The following is a 14,727-nucleotide window of genomic DNA, read 5'->3' on the forward strand; positions in this document are numbered from 1 at the left end:
CTTATCTTGGCTAGCCAGAATGTCCTCAAAACAGCTCTGGTCCATATTTTCTGTCCTTGGCATTATCGAACACATCTGATCGCTTTGTCTACGCTTAGAATCGTGCGCCAGTACCGCATTCGCGATTGCTGTTGACTTACTTCGGATTATTATATTAGTCAGCTGTTCGGCCACACGACCGCCGCCATGGAGCCTTTCTGCCATCTGAAGCACGACCCCAGTCGAAACAACGGAATGAAGTGCTCGCGAAGATCTCGTTCCGCCAGGTCTGGACATATACCTAGCTCATGACCGCGGAACTGCAATCAGCTGGCCTCTCCACGTGAAGACTACTGCACCTGTACGGGCAGTCATCCGTCAATCCGCGCACAGCCCATTTACTCTAGTGACTGCGACTATTTTCGTCTCCCGCTTCATCGACGATGCCCCTGGTCGAAGACATACCTCCCAGATCTCGCATTTCGGTTACCAACCGTCCGCCTGCTCGTCGATGGCGGTGCAGACGTCACCATCCCTGACGGCGAGGGCACGTCGCCCCGCGCCCTGGCTGCTCAGCGCGGCTACACCGAGATCGTCGACCTCATCGACGCGGCGTCCTGACGAATCCAGGCCATACTTGGGTCATCGACCGTGACGACCCAAGGAGCCACCGATGACCCGCCACACCCTGTCTCCTGAAGCCACCGGCACGGTCGGCCCGGGTGCCCAATGGACTGAAGACTCCAACGGGGCGAGCACCCAGACCGATCCTCTGCGGTGCGAGTTCGCCGGCTGGCTCGGTGACGACCTCGTCAGCGTCAACCCGGACTTCGTCGTCTCGGGTACGCTCGCCGACGCTCTGCGCGCCTCCGAGCTCACCGGGTTCGAGTTGCGCGCCGACCCTGTCATCACGAAGTCATCCGAGTTCGTCTCCGAGAGCACCGCCGATTTCCCCGATCGCTGGGAACGCCTCGTCCCCGGCCCCGACTCGAGCACAGCCTCAGACGACCGTGAGCCCACCGAAGAGACAGACGTCGCCCGCCAAGGCTCCGACCTCCTCGTCAGCGAACGGGCACTGGCCCTCCTCAACGACCATCCCATCGCCCACGCGCGCCTCACCTCGGCCGGCAACACCCCTGAGACCGCCCGGTTCACCCGCAACCAGGACCACGCCGACGAGGCTGCGCGAGCAAAGGCCGTCGCGGAGTTCTCCGCTGTCAAGGAGTCAGGTGCGAAAGAGGCGGCACGCATCACCGCCGTGCTCGAGGCTGTCCCCGCCCCCACCTCGGCGCCGCCGACGATGAACACCCAGAACAAACGCAAGATCACCGGCGACCTCACGCGGGCTGTGGCCGCAGTGGGAAAGCCGATCGATGACGAGAAGGTTCTCGCCGTCCTCCGATTCGTCGACGGAACGATCGAAGTCCATGAGAGCGATGACGGCTGGCGCGACTACGACAGGAACAGGATCGACGGCACACAGCTGAGCGCCGTCAACGTCGTCCTCCCGCCCAACGCCAAGGTGAAGTTCATCCAGTTCAACTTCCGCAACCCCACCGGCGACGCCACAGCCGTCTACCCGCGGATCGGGGAGCTCATCACAGGCGTCAGCCCCTTCACCCGAGAATCCGTGATCGACCACCTCGGCGAACCCGAGGGAACGACGACGACCAGACAGAACACGATCTTCGACACCTACAAGATCGGCCGCCAACGCGTGCTCTTCTACTGGGACGCGGACGACCACTCGCCGCTGACCATCGTCGTCGGTCGCAAAGCCTGACCACGGCACCGTCGCGCCAACGAACCGTCGCATCGACGCACCGAGCCCCCAGAGCCCCGCACCCCCTACCCCACGAGCCCCGACACGGACTCGATGACCTGGAGCACCGCGAGGAACCCGAAGAGACCCAGGCACACGGCCAGGAGCACATTCGACCACCAGGAGTTGCGCAGCGACTCGGGCACCGATGAGCGGTTGAGGATGACGAGGAGGGCTAGCGCGAGCACGGGGAGGATGAACGCGCTGATCGCGGCGTAGACGAGGACGAGGGTGACCGGTCGGCCCAACCCCATGATCACCAGGGTCGCGACGCTGAGGTAGACGAGCACCACGCGGAACTCGACGGACTTCGCCGACATCTCGAACCGCTCCTCGTCCTGGTGCGGGTAGCGGCGCAGCACCCGGATCGCGTCGGCGGTGACATAGGCGATCCCGGAGAACCCGCCGAGCACGCTCGTATAGACGACGGCGAGGAACGAGAGGAGGAAGATCAGCCGCCCGACCTCGCCGATCGAGGCCACGAGGCTGTCGGCGATCGCGAAGAGAGCATCGTTGTCGGCGATCGTGAAGCCCTGCCCGTAGAGGATGAACGCCCCGACCGCGCTCATCGCCACCGCGAAGACGAAGACGAGCCCGTAGCTGATGAGCAGGTCGAGGCGGACGACGGGCTTCCAGTCGGCACTGCGCCACGACTTCTCACGGATCCAGAACGAGTACGCGAGGATCCCCGTCGCTCCCCCGACCCCGCCGATGAGCGACATCACCGTGATCATCGACCCCTGCGGGAACACCGGGGCGATCGTCGCCGCGGCGACGTCCTGCGCTTCCTGACCCTGGAACACGGAGATCGCGAGCGCGATGATCCCGACGAACATGATGATGCCGAAGCCGATCATCGCCTTCTCGACGATCCCGTAGCGTCCGATCCCGACGAGGATCGCCGCCGAGAGGAGCACGACGACCGCCGTCGGCCAGAACGGGAGGACGGGGAAGATCGCCTGGAGGATGTTCGCCGTCACCTCGACGACCCCGGCGCCGAAGAACAGCCCGACGAGGAGTTCGGCGACGAGGAGGAGTGCCGGGAAGAGCCGTCCGCCGAACCGCGTGAGGTGGGAGAGCAGCGACCGGTCCCCGCTCATCTGCAGCCGCGAGACCGCATCGGAGAGGACGAACTTGAGGAGGATCCCGACCGTGAACACCCAGATGAGTGCGAGACCGTACTCGGCCCCGGAGTTCATCGTCGTGATCATGTCCGAGGCCCCGACGCTGGCGAGCGCGAGAACGATGCCCGGACCGATGAGCCGCAGCCGTCCGGAGAAGGTCCCCGGCGCCGAGGTGGGTGGTCCTGACCGCTGGTGTGTCGTCTCCGAGGTCATGAGGGGGTCCAGGCTCCTTCGCGTGAACGGGCGGATCGTCAGGTCAGTATATTGGTGGCATGGCCACGCCACTCGACGAGGGACCGTTCTTCCACGGCACGAAGGCCGAGCTCGCACCGGGAGACCTGCTGCGTCCCGGGTTCGCGTCGAACTACCGGCCCGAGATCATCATGAACCACATCTACTTCACCGCCCTGCCTGACGGTGCGGGCCTGGCCGCCGAGATCGCTGCGATCGAGGGCGTGCCCCACGTCTACGAGGTCGAGCCCACCGGTCCGTTCGAGAACGACCCGAACGTCACCGACAAGAAGTTCCCCGGCAACCCGACCCGCTCCTACCGGAGCACCTCACCGCTGCGCATCGTCCGCGAGGTCACCGACTGGAAGCGGCTCAGTCCCGCCGATCTGCAGATGTGGCGGGACCGGATCGCAGCGATCCGCGCCGACGGCGCAGAGATCATCAACTGAGCGCGCCGGCCATAGCCTAGGCGCCGGCGCCCGCCCCGCCGCACGCGACGACACGACCCTCAGTCCGCGAGCTGCGCGGCCTTCTTCGCTCCCACCGTCGGGTGGTTGCTCGCGATCGAGATGCGGTTGAACGCGTTGATCATCGTCGCGATCCATTCGACGGCCGCGATCTGCTCCGTCGAGAGGTGCCGGGCCGCCTCGGCGGCGATCTCATCACGATCGACAGGCACGTCGAGGTTCGTCAGCGATTCCGCGATGAGCAGCGCCGCACGCTCCCGGTCATCGAAGATGTGCGACTCCCGCCACGCCGCGAGCACGTCGAGCTTGAGCTGCTCGACCCCCGCCTTCCGTGCCGCAGGCACATGGATGCTCAGGCACGTATGGCAGCCGTTGATCTGCGAGACCCGGGTGTTGATGAGCTCGATGAGGCCGACGTCGATGCCGGCGGCCACGGCCGCCTTGCGGGTCGCGCTCGCGGCACCGACGGCGGCCTTGTAGACCTCGGGATGCGACTTGTCGATGAAGGGCCTGTTCGCGTTCATGCTCTGCTCTCCCGGGTCCGACTCCCTCGGGTCCGACCCGGACTCACGCGTTCTGTTCGACGTAGACGAAGTCCTCCGAGGTGGGGTTGCGGAACTTCCCGCCCTCGGCGATGTAGTCGTCGCCGGACTCCCGCAGCCTCTTGACGAAGAGCGGGCAGATCGCCACGACGGTCTCGCCCTTCTCCCGCGCATCGGCGAGCGCTTCGGAGACGAGGACCTTCGACAGCCCCCGGCCGCCGAACTTCTCGTCAACGACGGTGTGGTAGAAGATCCGTTCGTTGTCGTCGTTCTCACCGACGAGGTAGTGGGCGCGACCGGCGACCTCACCGTCGGCGACCTTGATGACGTAGGCGAGGCCCGGCTCGTCGAGTTCGACGGTGACGGCTTCGCCCTTGGAGTCCGTGAGGTTCTCGTTCATCGCTGGTGCTCCTTCTTCTCTGCTCTGGTGGGGATCTCTCGGTGCAGCCATGCTGCAGGTGGGGTCATACTACGCGGTGGTCGACGCTTCGGTGTCGGTAGTGGAGCCCTCCTCGGGTCCGCCTTGGACGTGCGGTGGCGGATTCCTCCGCGCCCGGATCTCCACATCGGGCAGGGTCGGCGCGGGCAGCCGCCCGAGCCCCTCGGCGTTCCGGCCGGGGCCGCCCTGTCCGACGTAGCCCTCGACGACGCCGAACCTGTCACTGCCGGACTCCCATTCGCGCCGGTACTCGACGATCTCCTCATGGGAGCGTCCGACGAAGTTCCACCACATGACGATCTCCTCGGTGAAGGGCTCCCCGCCGAGGAGGACGATCCGTGCCGGATCCTCGCCGAGGTTGGCGATCCGCATCTCCGTCAGCCCGGTCCCCGTGTAGCCGATCCCGGCCCGCGGCACCGGCACGTTCTCGACGGCGACCTCGCCGGCGTCGACGAGCACACCATGTTCGAAGTCGGGGTTGACGGGCAGGTCGATGCTCGCACCCGGGTCGAGTCGGAACTCGGCTCCGAGCAGCGGAGTGTGCGTCGTCACGGGTGAGGACTGTCCCCACAGGTCGCCGAGGAAGACGAGGAACTCGCCTCCGTCGAAGCTCTGCGCCTGCGGCGCATAGTGCTCGAATTCGCGTTCAGGCTGGTGTCGGGAGGTCTCGGGCAGGGCCAGCCACAGCTGGACTCCGTGCAGGGTCGTGGTGTCGTCGGTCGAGACCTCGGAGTGGCAGATCCCGCGACCTGCGGTCATGAGGTTGACCTCGCCGGGGAGGACGAGGCCGGCGTTGCCGCCGGAGTCGATGTGCTGGATGGCACCATCGAAGAGCCAGCTCACCGTCTGCAGACCCGTGTGCGGGTGCGGGGCCACATCCATGCCGCCGGAGCCGGAGACGTCATCGGGGCCGTAGTGGTCGACGAAGCACCACGGTCCGATGAGGGAGCGCTGGCGCTGCGGCAGAGTCCTGTGGACGGTCATCGCCCGCGGTCCGCCCAGCGGCACGTCGCGGGCGGTGATGATCTCGACCGGGGCCCGACCGCGCTGGTCGCATTCGGGGCCCGGCAGACCGCCGGATCGGCACACCACCTGGTCGGGAAGGGTCTCAGCGTTGCTCATGGCGGCCTGCCTCTCTCACCGAACCGCAGCGACAGGTGGGGTTGTCTGCGCCGAATGCGATCCGAGTCGTTGCTCGTTCAACCATTCCATAGTTGTATGGTTGCGTCCAGGGGGCGGCCCTGCGCCCCCGCTCGCAGAGAGGGAGACCGATGCGAACGCCCATTCCCGACTACCTCGAAGAGATCCTCGAAGCACTTCGCTCTGAGGACAACGGCGCAGTGGCCGACTACATTCCCGCCCTCGCCGCCGCCGACCCTGACCGCTTCGCCGTGGCCGTGACCACCGTCGAAGGCCGCACGTACACCGCCGGCGACAGCGATGTCGAGTTCTCCATCCAGTCGATGTCGAAGCCCTTCGCCTACGCCGCGGCGATCGCCGATCGCGGTGTCGACGTCGTCGACGCCCACGTCGGAGTCGAGCCCTCGGGCGCGGCCTTCAACATGCTCTCCCTCGAAGAGGGCACGTATCGTCCGAAGAACCCGATGATCAACGCCGGCGCCCTGACCGCGCACAGTCTCCTCGTCGGGGCCGGTGCCTCCCGGGACGAGCGGGTCGAGCGCGCCCTCGAGTTCTTCTCCGCCCTGGCCGGGCGGCAGCTGAGCATCGACGAGGAGGTCTACCGCTCCGAGCTCGAGACCGCTGATCGCAACCTCGCGATCGCGCACATGCTCCGCAGCTACGGCATCCTCGACGACGACCCGCATGAGATCGTCGACGGCTACACCGCGCAGTGTTCGATCCTCGTCACCGTGGGCGACATCGCGACGATGTCGGCGACGCTCGCCGGCGGAGGCACCCACCCGATCACGGGTGAGCGGGTCATCGCCCCCGGCGCGGCCCGACAGACCCTGTCGGCGATGGCCGCGGCCGGGATGTACGATTCGGCGGGCACGTGGTTCACCGAGGTCGGCATCCCCGCCAAGAGCGGTGTCGCCGGCGGCCTCCTCGGCGCCCTGCCGGGCCAGATCGGCATCGGCTCCCTTTCCCCGCGCCTCGACGAGCACGGCAACAGCGTGCGCGGGATCAAGCTCTTCCGCCGGATGTCGAAGGACATGGGATTCCACCTCATGGAGACCGAACCGACGGGCACACGGGCGGTCCGCGACGTCCGCACCGACGGCGAGGCGACGATCGTCGACCTCCAGGGGGCGATCAATTTCAGCAGCGCCGAATCGATCCTCCACTCACTCGAGCAGGATGCGCCGAGCACCGGCACCGTCGTCATCGACGTCTCCCGCGTCGACGGCTTCACCGACGTCGGCCGTCGGATGGTCCTCGAGGGGATGCGCAGGCTCAGCCTCGACGGACTCACGGTGGGTCTGGCCGACCCCGAGGGGAAGCTGCCGGATCCGGACCTCGGGGACGGCACCTACCCGTTCGACGCGACCGGGTCCGCCCCGGTCTGACGACTCCCCCGCCGAGGCGGGCCTGAGCACTGCCCGACCCTGCACGGACGATGGGGGCTCAGTTCCCTTCGGCCGCCTCGGCGATGTGATCGGACGGCTGGATCGGCCTGATCTTGCTCACGAGGGAGAACAGCTCGTCGGCCTCGGAGGCGGTGAGACCGGAGAAGCCGGCGAAGATGATCTCCGCGTTCGTCTGCGCCGATTCCTCGCGCAGCTTCCGGCCCGCCTCGGTGAGTTCGACGAGGACCCCGCGCTGATCCTCGGGGTCGGGGCTCTGGATGACGAGCCTGCGGGCCTCGAGCCGGCGCAGCAGACGGCTGAGCGCACTGCGGCTGAGGACCATCGAACGCAGGAGGTCGCGGTGGCGGATCTGCTCGTCCGGCGGGGTGTTGATCAGGGTGTCGAACTCATTGAGGGTGAGGTTGTGGCGGTCGCGGAACCCGATCTCGAACTGCTGCATGAAGTCCTGGTGCTTCTCCATCATCAGTCGCCAGGCCGCGAGCTGGATGGGCGCGATCCGCTTGAGGATGCTGCTCACCGGTGTGGTCTCGTTCATCGGTCGCCTCCCCGTCCTACGGCGACGAGGCCGCACGAAAGTCGGGATCGGCGGGGTGCGGGGACCATGGCGACTCCTCCTGAGATGACGGTGAAGGCTGATGCGACGAGGAGTACGCCCCAGAGTCTGCGATGACCTGGCAAGTGAACTCTTCCCGACTTTTGTTGCCCTGACAACAATTTCATTGTTCAATGGAACTGTCCAGAGTTCCCACGGACCCGTTTCGCGGCAACACTGGCATCTCCCCTCGGAGTGCGCCCGGATGCATCCCCGCAGCTTCCCCATCCCGGGCTGTTCGTGCGGTGCCCATGGGCACCGCACGACTGAGGTTCTCATCCTATCCCGCGCCGAGGCGCTGCTTTCCCGTCCGTTTCCGTGCGGTTGCCGTTCGGCGGCAGTGCGATCGCCGAAGTCCCATTCACCGGGAATCCGCGACCGGAAGCGCCTGATACATTCGGCCCGCACACGCACGGCCGCCTCGGCGGGGAACTCGATCCCTCGCCGAGGCGGCCGCCCGTTTCAGTGCGATCTGACCGCGGTGCTATGCCCTGACGCGCTCAGATTCGGAGTCCGCCGCGGCTGCGCGCGCCTTCCGTCGGGCCCGCAGGCCAAGGAGGACGTCGACGGCGAGGAAGACGACGAGACTGAGCCCGACGAGCGGGAGGAACCAGGCCACTGCTGCACCGACGACGACGACCGACGCGATGCCCCACCACGGGGCGCGGGCGATCGCTCCTCTGGCGGGGGCGACACCGAAGCGGCGCGAGGGATCGTGCTTGGGTCGGCGCTGCCACCACATGACGTAACCCCAGACGACCATCGCGGCGATGCCGACAGCGAGGACGAAGAGGCCGATCTGGTTGGCGAGGCCGAAGAGCATGCCCATGTGGAAGAAGATCCCCCAGTGGGTGAGCTTCGCCGGGATGCTGTAGTCCTCGAAGTCGAGGCGGTCGACGATCTCCATCGTGTTGGGGTCGATCGCCACGGAGTCGACCTCCGAGGGGACGCTGCGCTGAAGCTCGCGGACCCTCCACGCGGTGTTCGCATCGGTGGGCGGGTTGATCTCGACGATGCTCGTGTTGACGTTGACCTTCTGCGCCATTCCGAGGATCATGTCGAAGTCCTCCGGTGCAGGCTTCGCGGCAGGTGCTGCCGCAGAGTCCCCGGAGGCACCGTGGCCTTCGTGACCGCCACCGGAACCGCCGCTCTCTGCGGCAGAGGAGTCGAGTTCCCGCGACAGCGACGGTGACCCCCACCCGAGGGCTTCGCGGACCTTGTCGACGTTCGCACCGGCCAGCTGCGACCAGGTGATGCCGGTCGCGGAGAGGAAGAGCATGCCGATCGCGGCCCACACGCCCACCGAGGCGTGCCAGGAGAAGGTGCGGCGCAGGCCCTTGCGCTTGTTGCTCGGGCGCAGCATCGTCGAGAGCTTCTTCGTCGTCTTCGCCCGCATGAACCAGAGGATCAGGCCCACCACGACGACGACGCCGAGCCATGAGGCGGCGAGTTCGCTGTAGAACTCCCCGGGTGCGCCGAGGTTGAGGTTGATGTGGAGCTGGTCGATCCACTTCCGCAGCGGAAGCGCACCTTCGGAGCTGAACGACGTGAGGTCACCCTGCACCTCGGCGGTGGCGGGGTCGATGAAGATCGCACGGGACTCGTTCTCCCCGAGGGTGGGATCGTCGTAGAGCACCCGGGTCGTCGCGCCCGGCTCAGGAGCCGGGAGCACGGCCTTGAGCGTCTCGGTTCCCCCGGTGAAGGCCTCGGCCGCTGCGACCTGGTCGGCCAGAGGCAGGGCGGGCCCCGTCGAGTTCGCGTAGAGCTCGTCAGCGTAGATGAGCTTCTCGAGCTGCGGGCTGAGCGCATAGAGCGCACCGGTCACCGCCGCGGTGAAGATGAAGGGACCGATGAAGATGCCGGCGTAGAAGTGGAGTCGGCGCAGCAGCGCCGAGAACCACCCGGATCGCTTCGCCGCCGCTTGTGCGGGCTGGTCGCGGACAAGGATCCGGCGCGCCGGGACGGAGTTGGAAGACGACTGTGCCGACGCGTCGGCGTCGGCGCCCGAACGTTCGGGCAGGGATGATGACGGTGAGGTCATGATCAGGCTTTCTGTGTCGTGGTGTCGGCCGCAGGCGCGTTCGGGCGCACTGACGGCGCGCTCGGCGGACGAGGGCGCGGTCAAGCCGCAGCATCGGTGGAGTCTCAGCCGAGCTGGTGAAGATGAAGTGGGTCAGAAAGCCGGGTGCGGGGGCCCGCGCCGGAGCACAGGAGAGCGGAGGGTCGTGAGCGCGTGCGGCGCGAGGACGGTGATCGCGACGGTGAGGCGCGGACGCTCCGGAAGCGGCCGGATCGTCACGAGGACGGGGACGATGGCGTCGATGACGCGGCGGGCGAATTCGCTCAGCCGCGCCGGCAGCGCCTCAGCCCAGTAGATGACCGCGATCGTGACGATCCCGGCGATGACGTGCATGAGCATCATCTGCGGCGACGCATGCGAGTGCATCATCGCCCCGGACCCGCCCATCGACGACATCGACGCCATCGCCGAGCCCGGGTCGTGGCCCATCCCGGCATGCTGCATCGCCTGGCGGTCGAGCGCCGTCATCGGGCCGGTCATCGTGTGCGTGGGCGTGAAGACGGAGAAGAGGGAGTGGAAGAGGGTCTGGCTGATCCCCACCGAGACGGACAGCCGCGGCAGGGAGAGCTTGCGTCCGGCCAACAAGACGCAGACGAGGGCGGACAGGGCGAGTGGAACGGCGATGCCCATGAGGGTGGGCATCGACCCGCCGCCGAGTATGTGGGAGGTGAGCGCAAGAAAGGTCGCGAAGACGGCGGCAGCAGCTCCGCGTCGGGCCCGTCGGCCCCGCATCTCCGGTTTCACGCCCACTATTGTCACATGATCGGAAGGCTGCTTTTGCCCGGTCGCACGGTCCTCGGCAACCTCACTTGAACCCCGAATCGAGGGCCCCTGACCGCGTGTCCAGCGGCGATGAGTCCGGATTCCAACCTGCCGTCGCGACCGATCCCCTCACCGGGATCGCCGAGGGGTTGCGCTCGATTTGTGATCCTATAGGATATTGGAAATAGGAACTGGTTCGAGGGGGAACTGCGTGACCCGATTGTTCAATGACCCGAATGACTTCGTCGCGGAGATGACGCGCGGATTCGCACTGGCATCCTCACGGTGGATCCGCTCGGCACCCGGCGGCGTCGTGCGTGCGACGCGATCGGCGGAACCGACCGTGTCCGTCGTCATCGGCGGCGGCAGCGGCCACTACCCGGCCTTCTCCGGCCTCGTCGGCCCGGGCCTCGCCCACGGAGCGGCGATGGGCAACGTCTTCGCCTCACCGTCGACGAAGCAGATCGTCTCGATCGCCAAGGCCTGCGACCAGGGTCGCGGCGTCCTCTTCAGCTACGGCAACTACGCCGGAGACGTCCTCAACTTCGATCAGGCGGCACGCCGGCTGCGCGACGAGGGCATCGACGTGCGCACTGTCGTCGTCACCGACGACATCTTCAGCGCTCCCGACTCCGAGATCGAGAAGCGCCGCGGCATCGCCGGGGACCTCACGGTGTTCAAGATCGCCGGCGCGGCCGCCGAAGCCGGCGCGGACCTGCCCGAGGTCGAACGCCTCGCCGCTGCCGCGAACGACCGCACAAGGTCGATCGGCGTCGCCTTCTCCGGCTGCACGCTGCCCGGCGCCGACGCTCCCCTCTTCACCGTCCCCGAGGGCCGCATGGCCATCGGGTTGGGCATCCACGGTGAACCCGGCATCGACGAGGTCGCCCTTCCGACCGCCGCCGAGCTCGCCGACCTCCTCGTCTCCCGCCTCCTCGCCGAAGCACCCGAGGCGCCGGGTCGCGTGGTCCCGATCCTCAACGGCCTCGGGGCGGTGAAGTACGAAGAGCTCTACCTCCTCTACGGACTCATCGACCCGCTGCTGCGCGAGGCCGGCCTCGAGGTCGTCACTCCTGAGGTCGGCGAGTTCTGCACGAGCTTCGACATGGCCGGCCTCTCCCTCACCCTGCTCTGGCTCGACGACGAACTCGAAACCCTCTGGACCGCCCCCTGTTCGACGCCTGCCTTCTCCCGCGGCACGGTCGTCGGCGACCAGGTGCCCGCCCCACTTCCGGAGACCGTCTCCCCCGAGGCGCATCCCCAGGAGGCGGCGCACGGCGGGACCAGTCCCGACGCGGCTGGTCCCGCCGTCGCCCGTCCCGCCTCGGAGACGTCGCGACGACTCGGACGCGAGGTCGCCTCCGTCCTCGCGGCCATCGCCGCCCTCCTCGACGAATCCGCTGCGGAGCTCGGCCGTCTCGACAGCATCGCCGGCGACGGCGACCACGGGATCGGGATGCAGCGGGGTTCGCAGGCGGCGGCCCTCGAAGCCGCCTCGGCGAGCTCCCACGACCAGGGACCGGCGGTGATCCTCCGCACCGCCGGGGAGGCCTGGGCCGACGTCGGCGGCGGCACGTCCGGCGCGATCTGGGGGCGCATCCTCGCAAGCCTCGCCACCGGCTTCGACGGCCCCGATGCCCCGACTCCATCCGACATCGCACGGGCGCTCGAGGCCACCGTCGCCGAGGTGCGGGCCTTCGGAGGCGTCGACGTCGGCGACAAGACCCTCCTCGACGCCCTCGCCCCGCTGGCCGCGGAGTTCTCCCGCGCCGTCGGCGATGCCGCCGCTCCCGACGAGGGAGCGCTCACGGTCTGCGCCGCCGCGGCAGAGCGCGCCGCCGAAGCGGCGACACGCGGGGCCGAGGGAACCGCCGACCTCGCCGCCCGCCGCGGTCGCGCCCGGGCACATGGCGAGAAGAGCGTGGGCACCCCCGACCCCGGTGCGATCTCGCTCGCCCGCATCGCCTCGGCGGTGGCAGACGAACTCACCGCCCGCACCGGTCTCGAACCGGCGGCTCCCACCCCACCCTCACACCGCGAACGGAAGGCAGCCCGATCATGACACTGCGACTCGTCATCGGATCCGACGACGCCGGCTTCGACTACAAGGAGGCCATCAAGGCCGACCTCGCCGCCGACGAGCGGATCTCCTCGGTCACCGACGTCGGCGTCGACGCCGACTCCCACACCTTCTACCCGTCGATCGCGACGACCGCCGCCGAGATCGTCGCCCGCGGCGACGCGGACCGGGCGATCCTCATCTGCGGCACCGGCCTCGGGGTGGCGATCTCAGCGAACAAGGTCAAGGGCATCCGGGCGGCCACGGCGCACGACTCCTTCAGCGTCGAACGCTCCGTCCTCTCCAACGACGCCCAGGTCCTCTGCATGGGCCAACGCGTCATCGGCCTCGAACTCGCCCGCCGGCTCGCCCGCGAATGGCTCGGCTACACCTTCGACCCGACGAGCGCCTCGAACGACAAGGTCGCCCAGATCAGCGAATACGAGTCCCGCTGAGCGATGGCCGCCGCGACCACCGCTGCCACCCGCGCCGCAGGAGCGCTCACCGGCCCCGCAGGCGACTCCACCGCTGCGACGCTGCCCGACCGGATCATCGGGACGAGCCTGAAGATGTACTTCTCGCACGCCCGGACCCTGGAGTGGGCCGCCGAGGTGAGCGAGCTCGGCCGCTCGCATCCGGCCGTGACCTCGGGCGCCGCCGGACTCTTCCTCCTCCCCCAGTTCCCCTCGATCCCCGAATGCGTCGCACTCGACGGCCCCCTGCTCATCGGCGCCCAGGACGTCGCCGCGGCCGACTCCGGGGCGTGGACGGGTGAGGTCTCGGCCTCGGTGCTCGCCGAACTCGGCTGCCGTTTCGCCGAGGTCGGGCACGCTGAGCGCCGTCGGCACTTCCACGAGACCGACGACGTCGTCAGCGCCAAGACCGCCACGGCGCTGCGCCACGGACTCGTCCCCGTCCTCTGCGTCGGCGAAGAATCCTCGGTCTCCCCCGAGCAGGCCGCCGCCGAGGTGATGGTCCAGATCCGCTCCGCCCTGCCCCCGGCGAGCGCTGAGCTTCCCCGCCCGATGTCCGTCGTCCTCGCCTACGAACCGGTGTGGGCGATCGGGGCGCCTGCTCCCGCCGACCCCGAGCACATCACCGAGGTGTGCAGGCTCGTGCGCTCACGCACCCGCACCCACTTCCCCGCCCTCGACTTCCGCCTCATCTACGGCGGCAGCGCCCGCCCGGGACTCCTCACCCGGCTCGGCCCCGCCGTCGACGGACTCTTCCTCGGCCGCTTCGCCCACGAGACCGATTCCGTGCGGGAGATCCTCGATGAGGTCGCCGACGTCATTAAGCTGTCACCATGAATTCGCTCCCCGCCGTCCCCCGCCCCGACATCGAACGGCGAGGTCTGCGCGACCTCGTCTACGACCACATCCTCGAGATCCTCCTCACCGGGGAGATCTCTCCCGGCGAACGCGTGTCCATCGACGGTCTCGCGCGTCGCCTCGACGTCTCCCCGACCCCGGTCCGCGAAGCCCTCGTCGACCTCGAACGCACGGGCCTGGTCGTCAGGGAGGCACTGCGCGGCTACCGGGTCGCTCCCCCACTCGACCGCGGGAAGCTCGAAGAGCTCTTCGTCGCCCGGGAGACCCTCGAGACCACCGCCACGCGACTCGCCACCCCCGCCGACGACGCCTTCCTCGAGGACCTGCGAGCCGCCCACGCCGAACACGAGCGGGCCGGTGCCCGCGTCCGGGAGGCGACGGCGGCCGCGGAGAGCACAGCGGCCGACGACGAGGAGGCCCAGCACCGGCTCGTCGCCGCCGCCCAGGACTACTACGCGCGCGACCGTGCCTTCCACGGCGTCATCTTCGACCACTGCGACAACCGCTACCTCGTGCGGATGTCCGACGACCTCGGCGCGCAGGTCCACCGCCTCCGGCAGGCCCTGCCCCACGGCATCACCGACGTCGACGAAGCGGTGAGCGAGCACCGGGCCATCCTCGAGGCCTTCGCCTCCCCGGATCCGACCGCCCCCGAGGCGGCGATGCGCCACCACGTCCGCATGGTCGCCCACCGCGCCCTCGTCGGAGACCCCCAGCCACCCACCACCTGATCGTGAACTGCGAGGACCC

The 14,727-nt window shown here is 68.3% G+C and carries 14 protein-coding genes; 7 read left to right on the top strand and 7 right to left on the bottom strand.

Features of this window, described 5'->3' with window-relative positions:
• The first annotated feature begins 652 nt into the window (after positions 1-652).
• Positions 653-1,762 (top strand): hypothetical protein, encoded by a 1,110-nt coding sequence (locus tag EZE58_RS08365; RefSeq protein ID WP_063248679.1) that lies wholly within the window; start codon positions 653-655, stop codon positions 1,760-1,762.
• 65 nt (positions 1,763-1,827) lie between these two features.
• Here the strand turns inward: EZE58_RS08365 and EZE58_RS08370 are convergent, their stop codons facing one another.
• Positions 1,828-3,138 (bottom strand): Nramp family divalent metal transporter, encoded by a 1,311-nt coding sequence (locus tag EZE58_RS08370; protein ID WP_119296962.1) that lies wholly within the window; start codon positions 3,136-3,138, stop codon positions 1,828-1,830.
• 59 nt (positions 3,139-3,197) lie between these two features.
• On the opposite strand from EZE58_RS08370, the gene arr reads away from it, so the two are divergent.
• Positions 3,198-3,605, top strand: a complete 408-nt coding sequence (gene arr / locus EZE58_RS08375) for an NAD(+)--rifampin ADP-ribosyltransferase (RefSeq protein ID WP_063248680.1) — start codon at positions 3,198-3,200, stop codon at positions 3,603-3,605.
• Positions 3,606-3,664: 59 nt separating this feature from the next.
• Here the strand turns inward: arr and EZE58_RS08380 are convergent, their stop codons facing one another.
• The 3 genes from EZE58_RS08380 to EZE58_RS08390 all read right to left on the bottom strand — a co-directional run bounded on the left by EZE58_RS08380 (position 3,665) and on the right by EZE58_RS08390 (position 5,726).
• Positions 3,665-4,147, bottom strand: coding sequence for a carboxymuconolactone decarboxylase family protein (locus EZE58_RS08380; protein WP_009380083.1), 483 nt, complete (start codon positions 4,145-4,147; stop codon positions 3,665-3,667).
• Between the two features lie 43 nt (positions 4,148-4,190).
• Positions 4,191-4,565, bottom strand: coding sequence for a GNAT family N-acetyltransferase (locus tag EZE58_RS08385; protein ID WP_009380084.1), 375 nt, complete (start codon positions 4,563-4,565; stop codon positions 4,191-4,193).
• Between the two features lie 69 nt (positions 4,566-4,634).
• Complete coding sequence (locus EZE58_RS08390; RefSeq protein ID WP_009380085.1) at positions 4,635-5,726, bottom strand: pirin family protein; 1,092 nt, start codon at positions 5,724-5,726, stop codon at positions 4,635-4,637.
• Between the two features lie 149 nt (positions 5,727-5,875).
• Between EZE58_RS08390 and EZE58_RS08395 the strand changes: the two genes are divergently transcribed.
• Entirely contained in the window at positions 5,876-7,132 is a 1,257-nt protein-coding gene (locus EZE58_RS08395) for a glutaminase (protein ID WP_063248682.1), read from the top strand.
• Between the two features lie 58 nt (positions 7,133-7,190).
• Here the strand turns inward: EZE58_RS08395 and EZE58_RS08400 are convergent, their stop codons facing one another.
• The 3 genes from EZE58_RS08400 to EZE58_RS08410 all read right to left on the bottom strand — a co-directional run bounded on the left by EZE58_RS08400 (position 7,191) and on the right by EZE58_RS08410 (position 10,569).
• Positions 7,191-7,688: a MarR family transcriptional regulator gene (locus tag EZE58_RS08400; RefSeq protein WP_009380087.1), complete on the bottom strand. Its 498-nt coding sequence runs from the start codon at positions 7,686-7,688 to the stop codon at positions 7,191-7,193.
• 541 nt (positions 7,689-8,229) lie between these two features.
• The gene (locus EZE58_RS08405) at positions 8,230-9,786 is read right to left on the bottom strand and encodes a PepSY-associated TM helix domain-containing protein (RefSeq protein ID WP_095375207.1); all 1,557 of its coding nucleotides are present in this window, start codon (positions 9,784-9,786) and stop codon (positions 8,230-8,232) included.
• Positions 9,787-9,918: 132 nt separating this feature from the next.
• Entirely contained in the window at positions 9,919-10,569 is a 651-nt protein-coding gene (locus EZE58_RS08410; RefSeq protein ID WP_238614752.1) for a hypothetical protein, read from the bottom strand.
• 229 nt (positions 10,570-10,798) lie between these two features.
• On the opposite strand from EZE58_RS08410, the gene EZE58_RS08415 reads away from it, so the two are divergent.
• The 4 genes from EZE58_RS08415 to EZE58_RS08430 are packed head-to-tail and all read left to right on the top strand — an operon-like array spanning position 10,799 to position 14,708.
• On the top strand, positions 10,799-12,649 hold the full coding sequence (locus EZE58_RS08415) for a dihydroxyacetone kinase family protein (RefSeq protein ID WP_167560258.1): 1,851 nt from the start codon (positions 10,799-10,801) through the stop codon (positions 12,647-12,649).
• Entirely contained in the window at positions 12,646-13,101 is a 456-nt protein-coding gene (locus EZE58_RS08420; RefSeq protein ID WP_009380091.1) for a ribose-5-phosphate isomerase, read from the top strand. The genes EZE58_RS08415 and EZE58_RS08420 overlap by 4 nt, the downstream gene beginning before the upstream one ends.
• Before the next feature lie 3 nt (positions 13,102-13,104).
• The gene (locus tag EZE58_RS08425; RefSeq protein ID WP_009380092.1) at positions 13,105-13,956 is read left to right on the top strand and encodes a triose-phosphate isomerase family protein; all 852 of its coding nucleotides are present in this window, start codon (positions 13,105-13,107) and stop codon (positions 13,954-13,956) included.
• Positions 13,953-14,708, top strand: a complete 756-nt coding sequence (locus EZE58_RS08430) for a GntR family transcriptional regulator (RefSeq protein ID WP_167560260.1) — start codon at positions 13,953-13,955, stop codon at positions 14,706-14,708. Before EZE58_RS08425 ends, EZE58_RS08430 begins: the two co-directional genes overlap by 4 nt.
• Positions 14,709-14,727 lie beyond the last annotated feature (19 nt).

It is taken from the genome of Brevibacterium sp. LS14, assembly GCF_012027885.1.
In the GTDB taxonomy this organism is placed as follows: Bacteria; Actinomycetota; Actinomycetes; order Actinomycetales; family Brevibacteriaceae; genus Brevibacterium; species Brevibacterium casei.

Excerpts from the sequence above, each read along its gene's own strand:
- EZE58_RS08365 (WP_063248679.1), top strand. The coding sequence starts at position 653 with ATGACCCGCCACACCCTGTCTCCTGAAGCCACCGGCACGGTCGGCCCG.
- EZE58_RS08370 (WP_119296962.1), bottom strand. The coding sequence starts at position 3,138 with ATGACCTCGGAGACGACACACCAGCGGTCAGGACCACCCACCTCGGCG.
- arr (WP_063248680.1), top strand. The coding sequence starts at position 3,198 with ATGGCCACGCCACTCGACGAGGGACCGTTCTTCCACGGCACGAAGGCC.
- EZE58_RS08380 (WP_009380083.1), bottom strand. The coding sequence starts at position 4,147 with ATGAACGCGAACAGGCCCTTCATCGACAAGTCGCATCCCGAGGTCTAC.
- EZE58_RS08385 (WP_009380084.1), bottom strand. The coding sequence starts at position 4,565 with ATGAACGAGAACCTCACGGACTCCAAGGGCGAAGCCGTCACCGTCGAA.
- EZE58_RS08390 (WP_009380085.1), bottom strand. The coding sequence starts at position 5,726 with ATGAGCAACGCTGAGACCCTTCCCGACCAGGTGGTGTGCCGATCCGGC.
- EZE58_RS08395 (WP_063248682.1), top strand. The coding sequence starts at position 5,876 with ATGCGAACGCCCATTCCCGACTACCTCGAAGAGATCCTCGAAGCACTT.
- EZE58_RS08400 (WP_009380087.1), bottom strand. The coding sequence starts at position 7,688 with ATGAACGAGACCACACCGGTGAGCAGCATCCTCAAGCGGATCGCGCCC.
- EZE58_RS08405 (WP_095375207.1), bottom strand. The coding sequence starts at position 9,786 with ATGACCTCACCGTCATCATCCCTGCCCGAACGTTCGGGCGCCGACGCC.
- EZE58_RS08420 (WP_009380091.1), top strand. The coding sequence starts at position 12,646 with ATGACACTGCGACTCGTCATCGGATCCGACGACGCCGGCTTCGACTAC.
- EZE58_RS08425 (WP_009380092.1), top strand. The coding sequence starts at position 13,105 with ATGGCCGCCGCGACCACCGCTGCCACCCGCGCCGCAGGAGCGCTCACC.
- EZE58_RS08430 (WP_167560260.1), top strand. The coding sequence starts at position 13,953 with ATGAATTCGCTCCCCGCCGTCCCCCGCCCCGACATCGAACGGCGAGGT.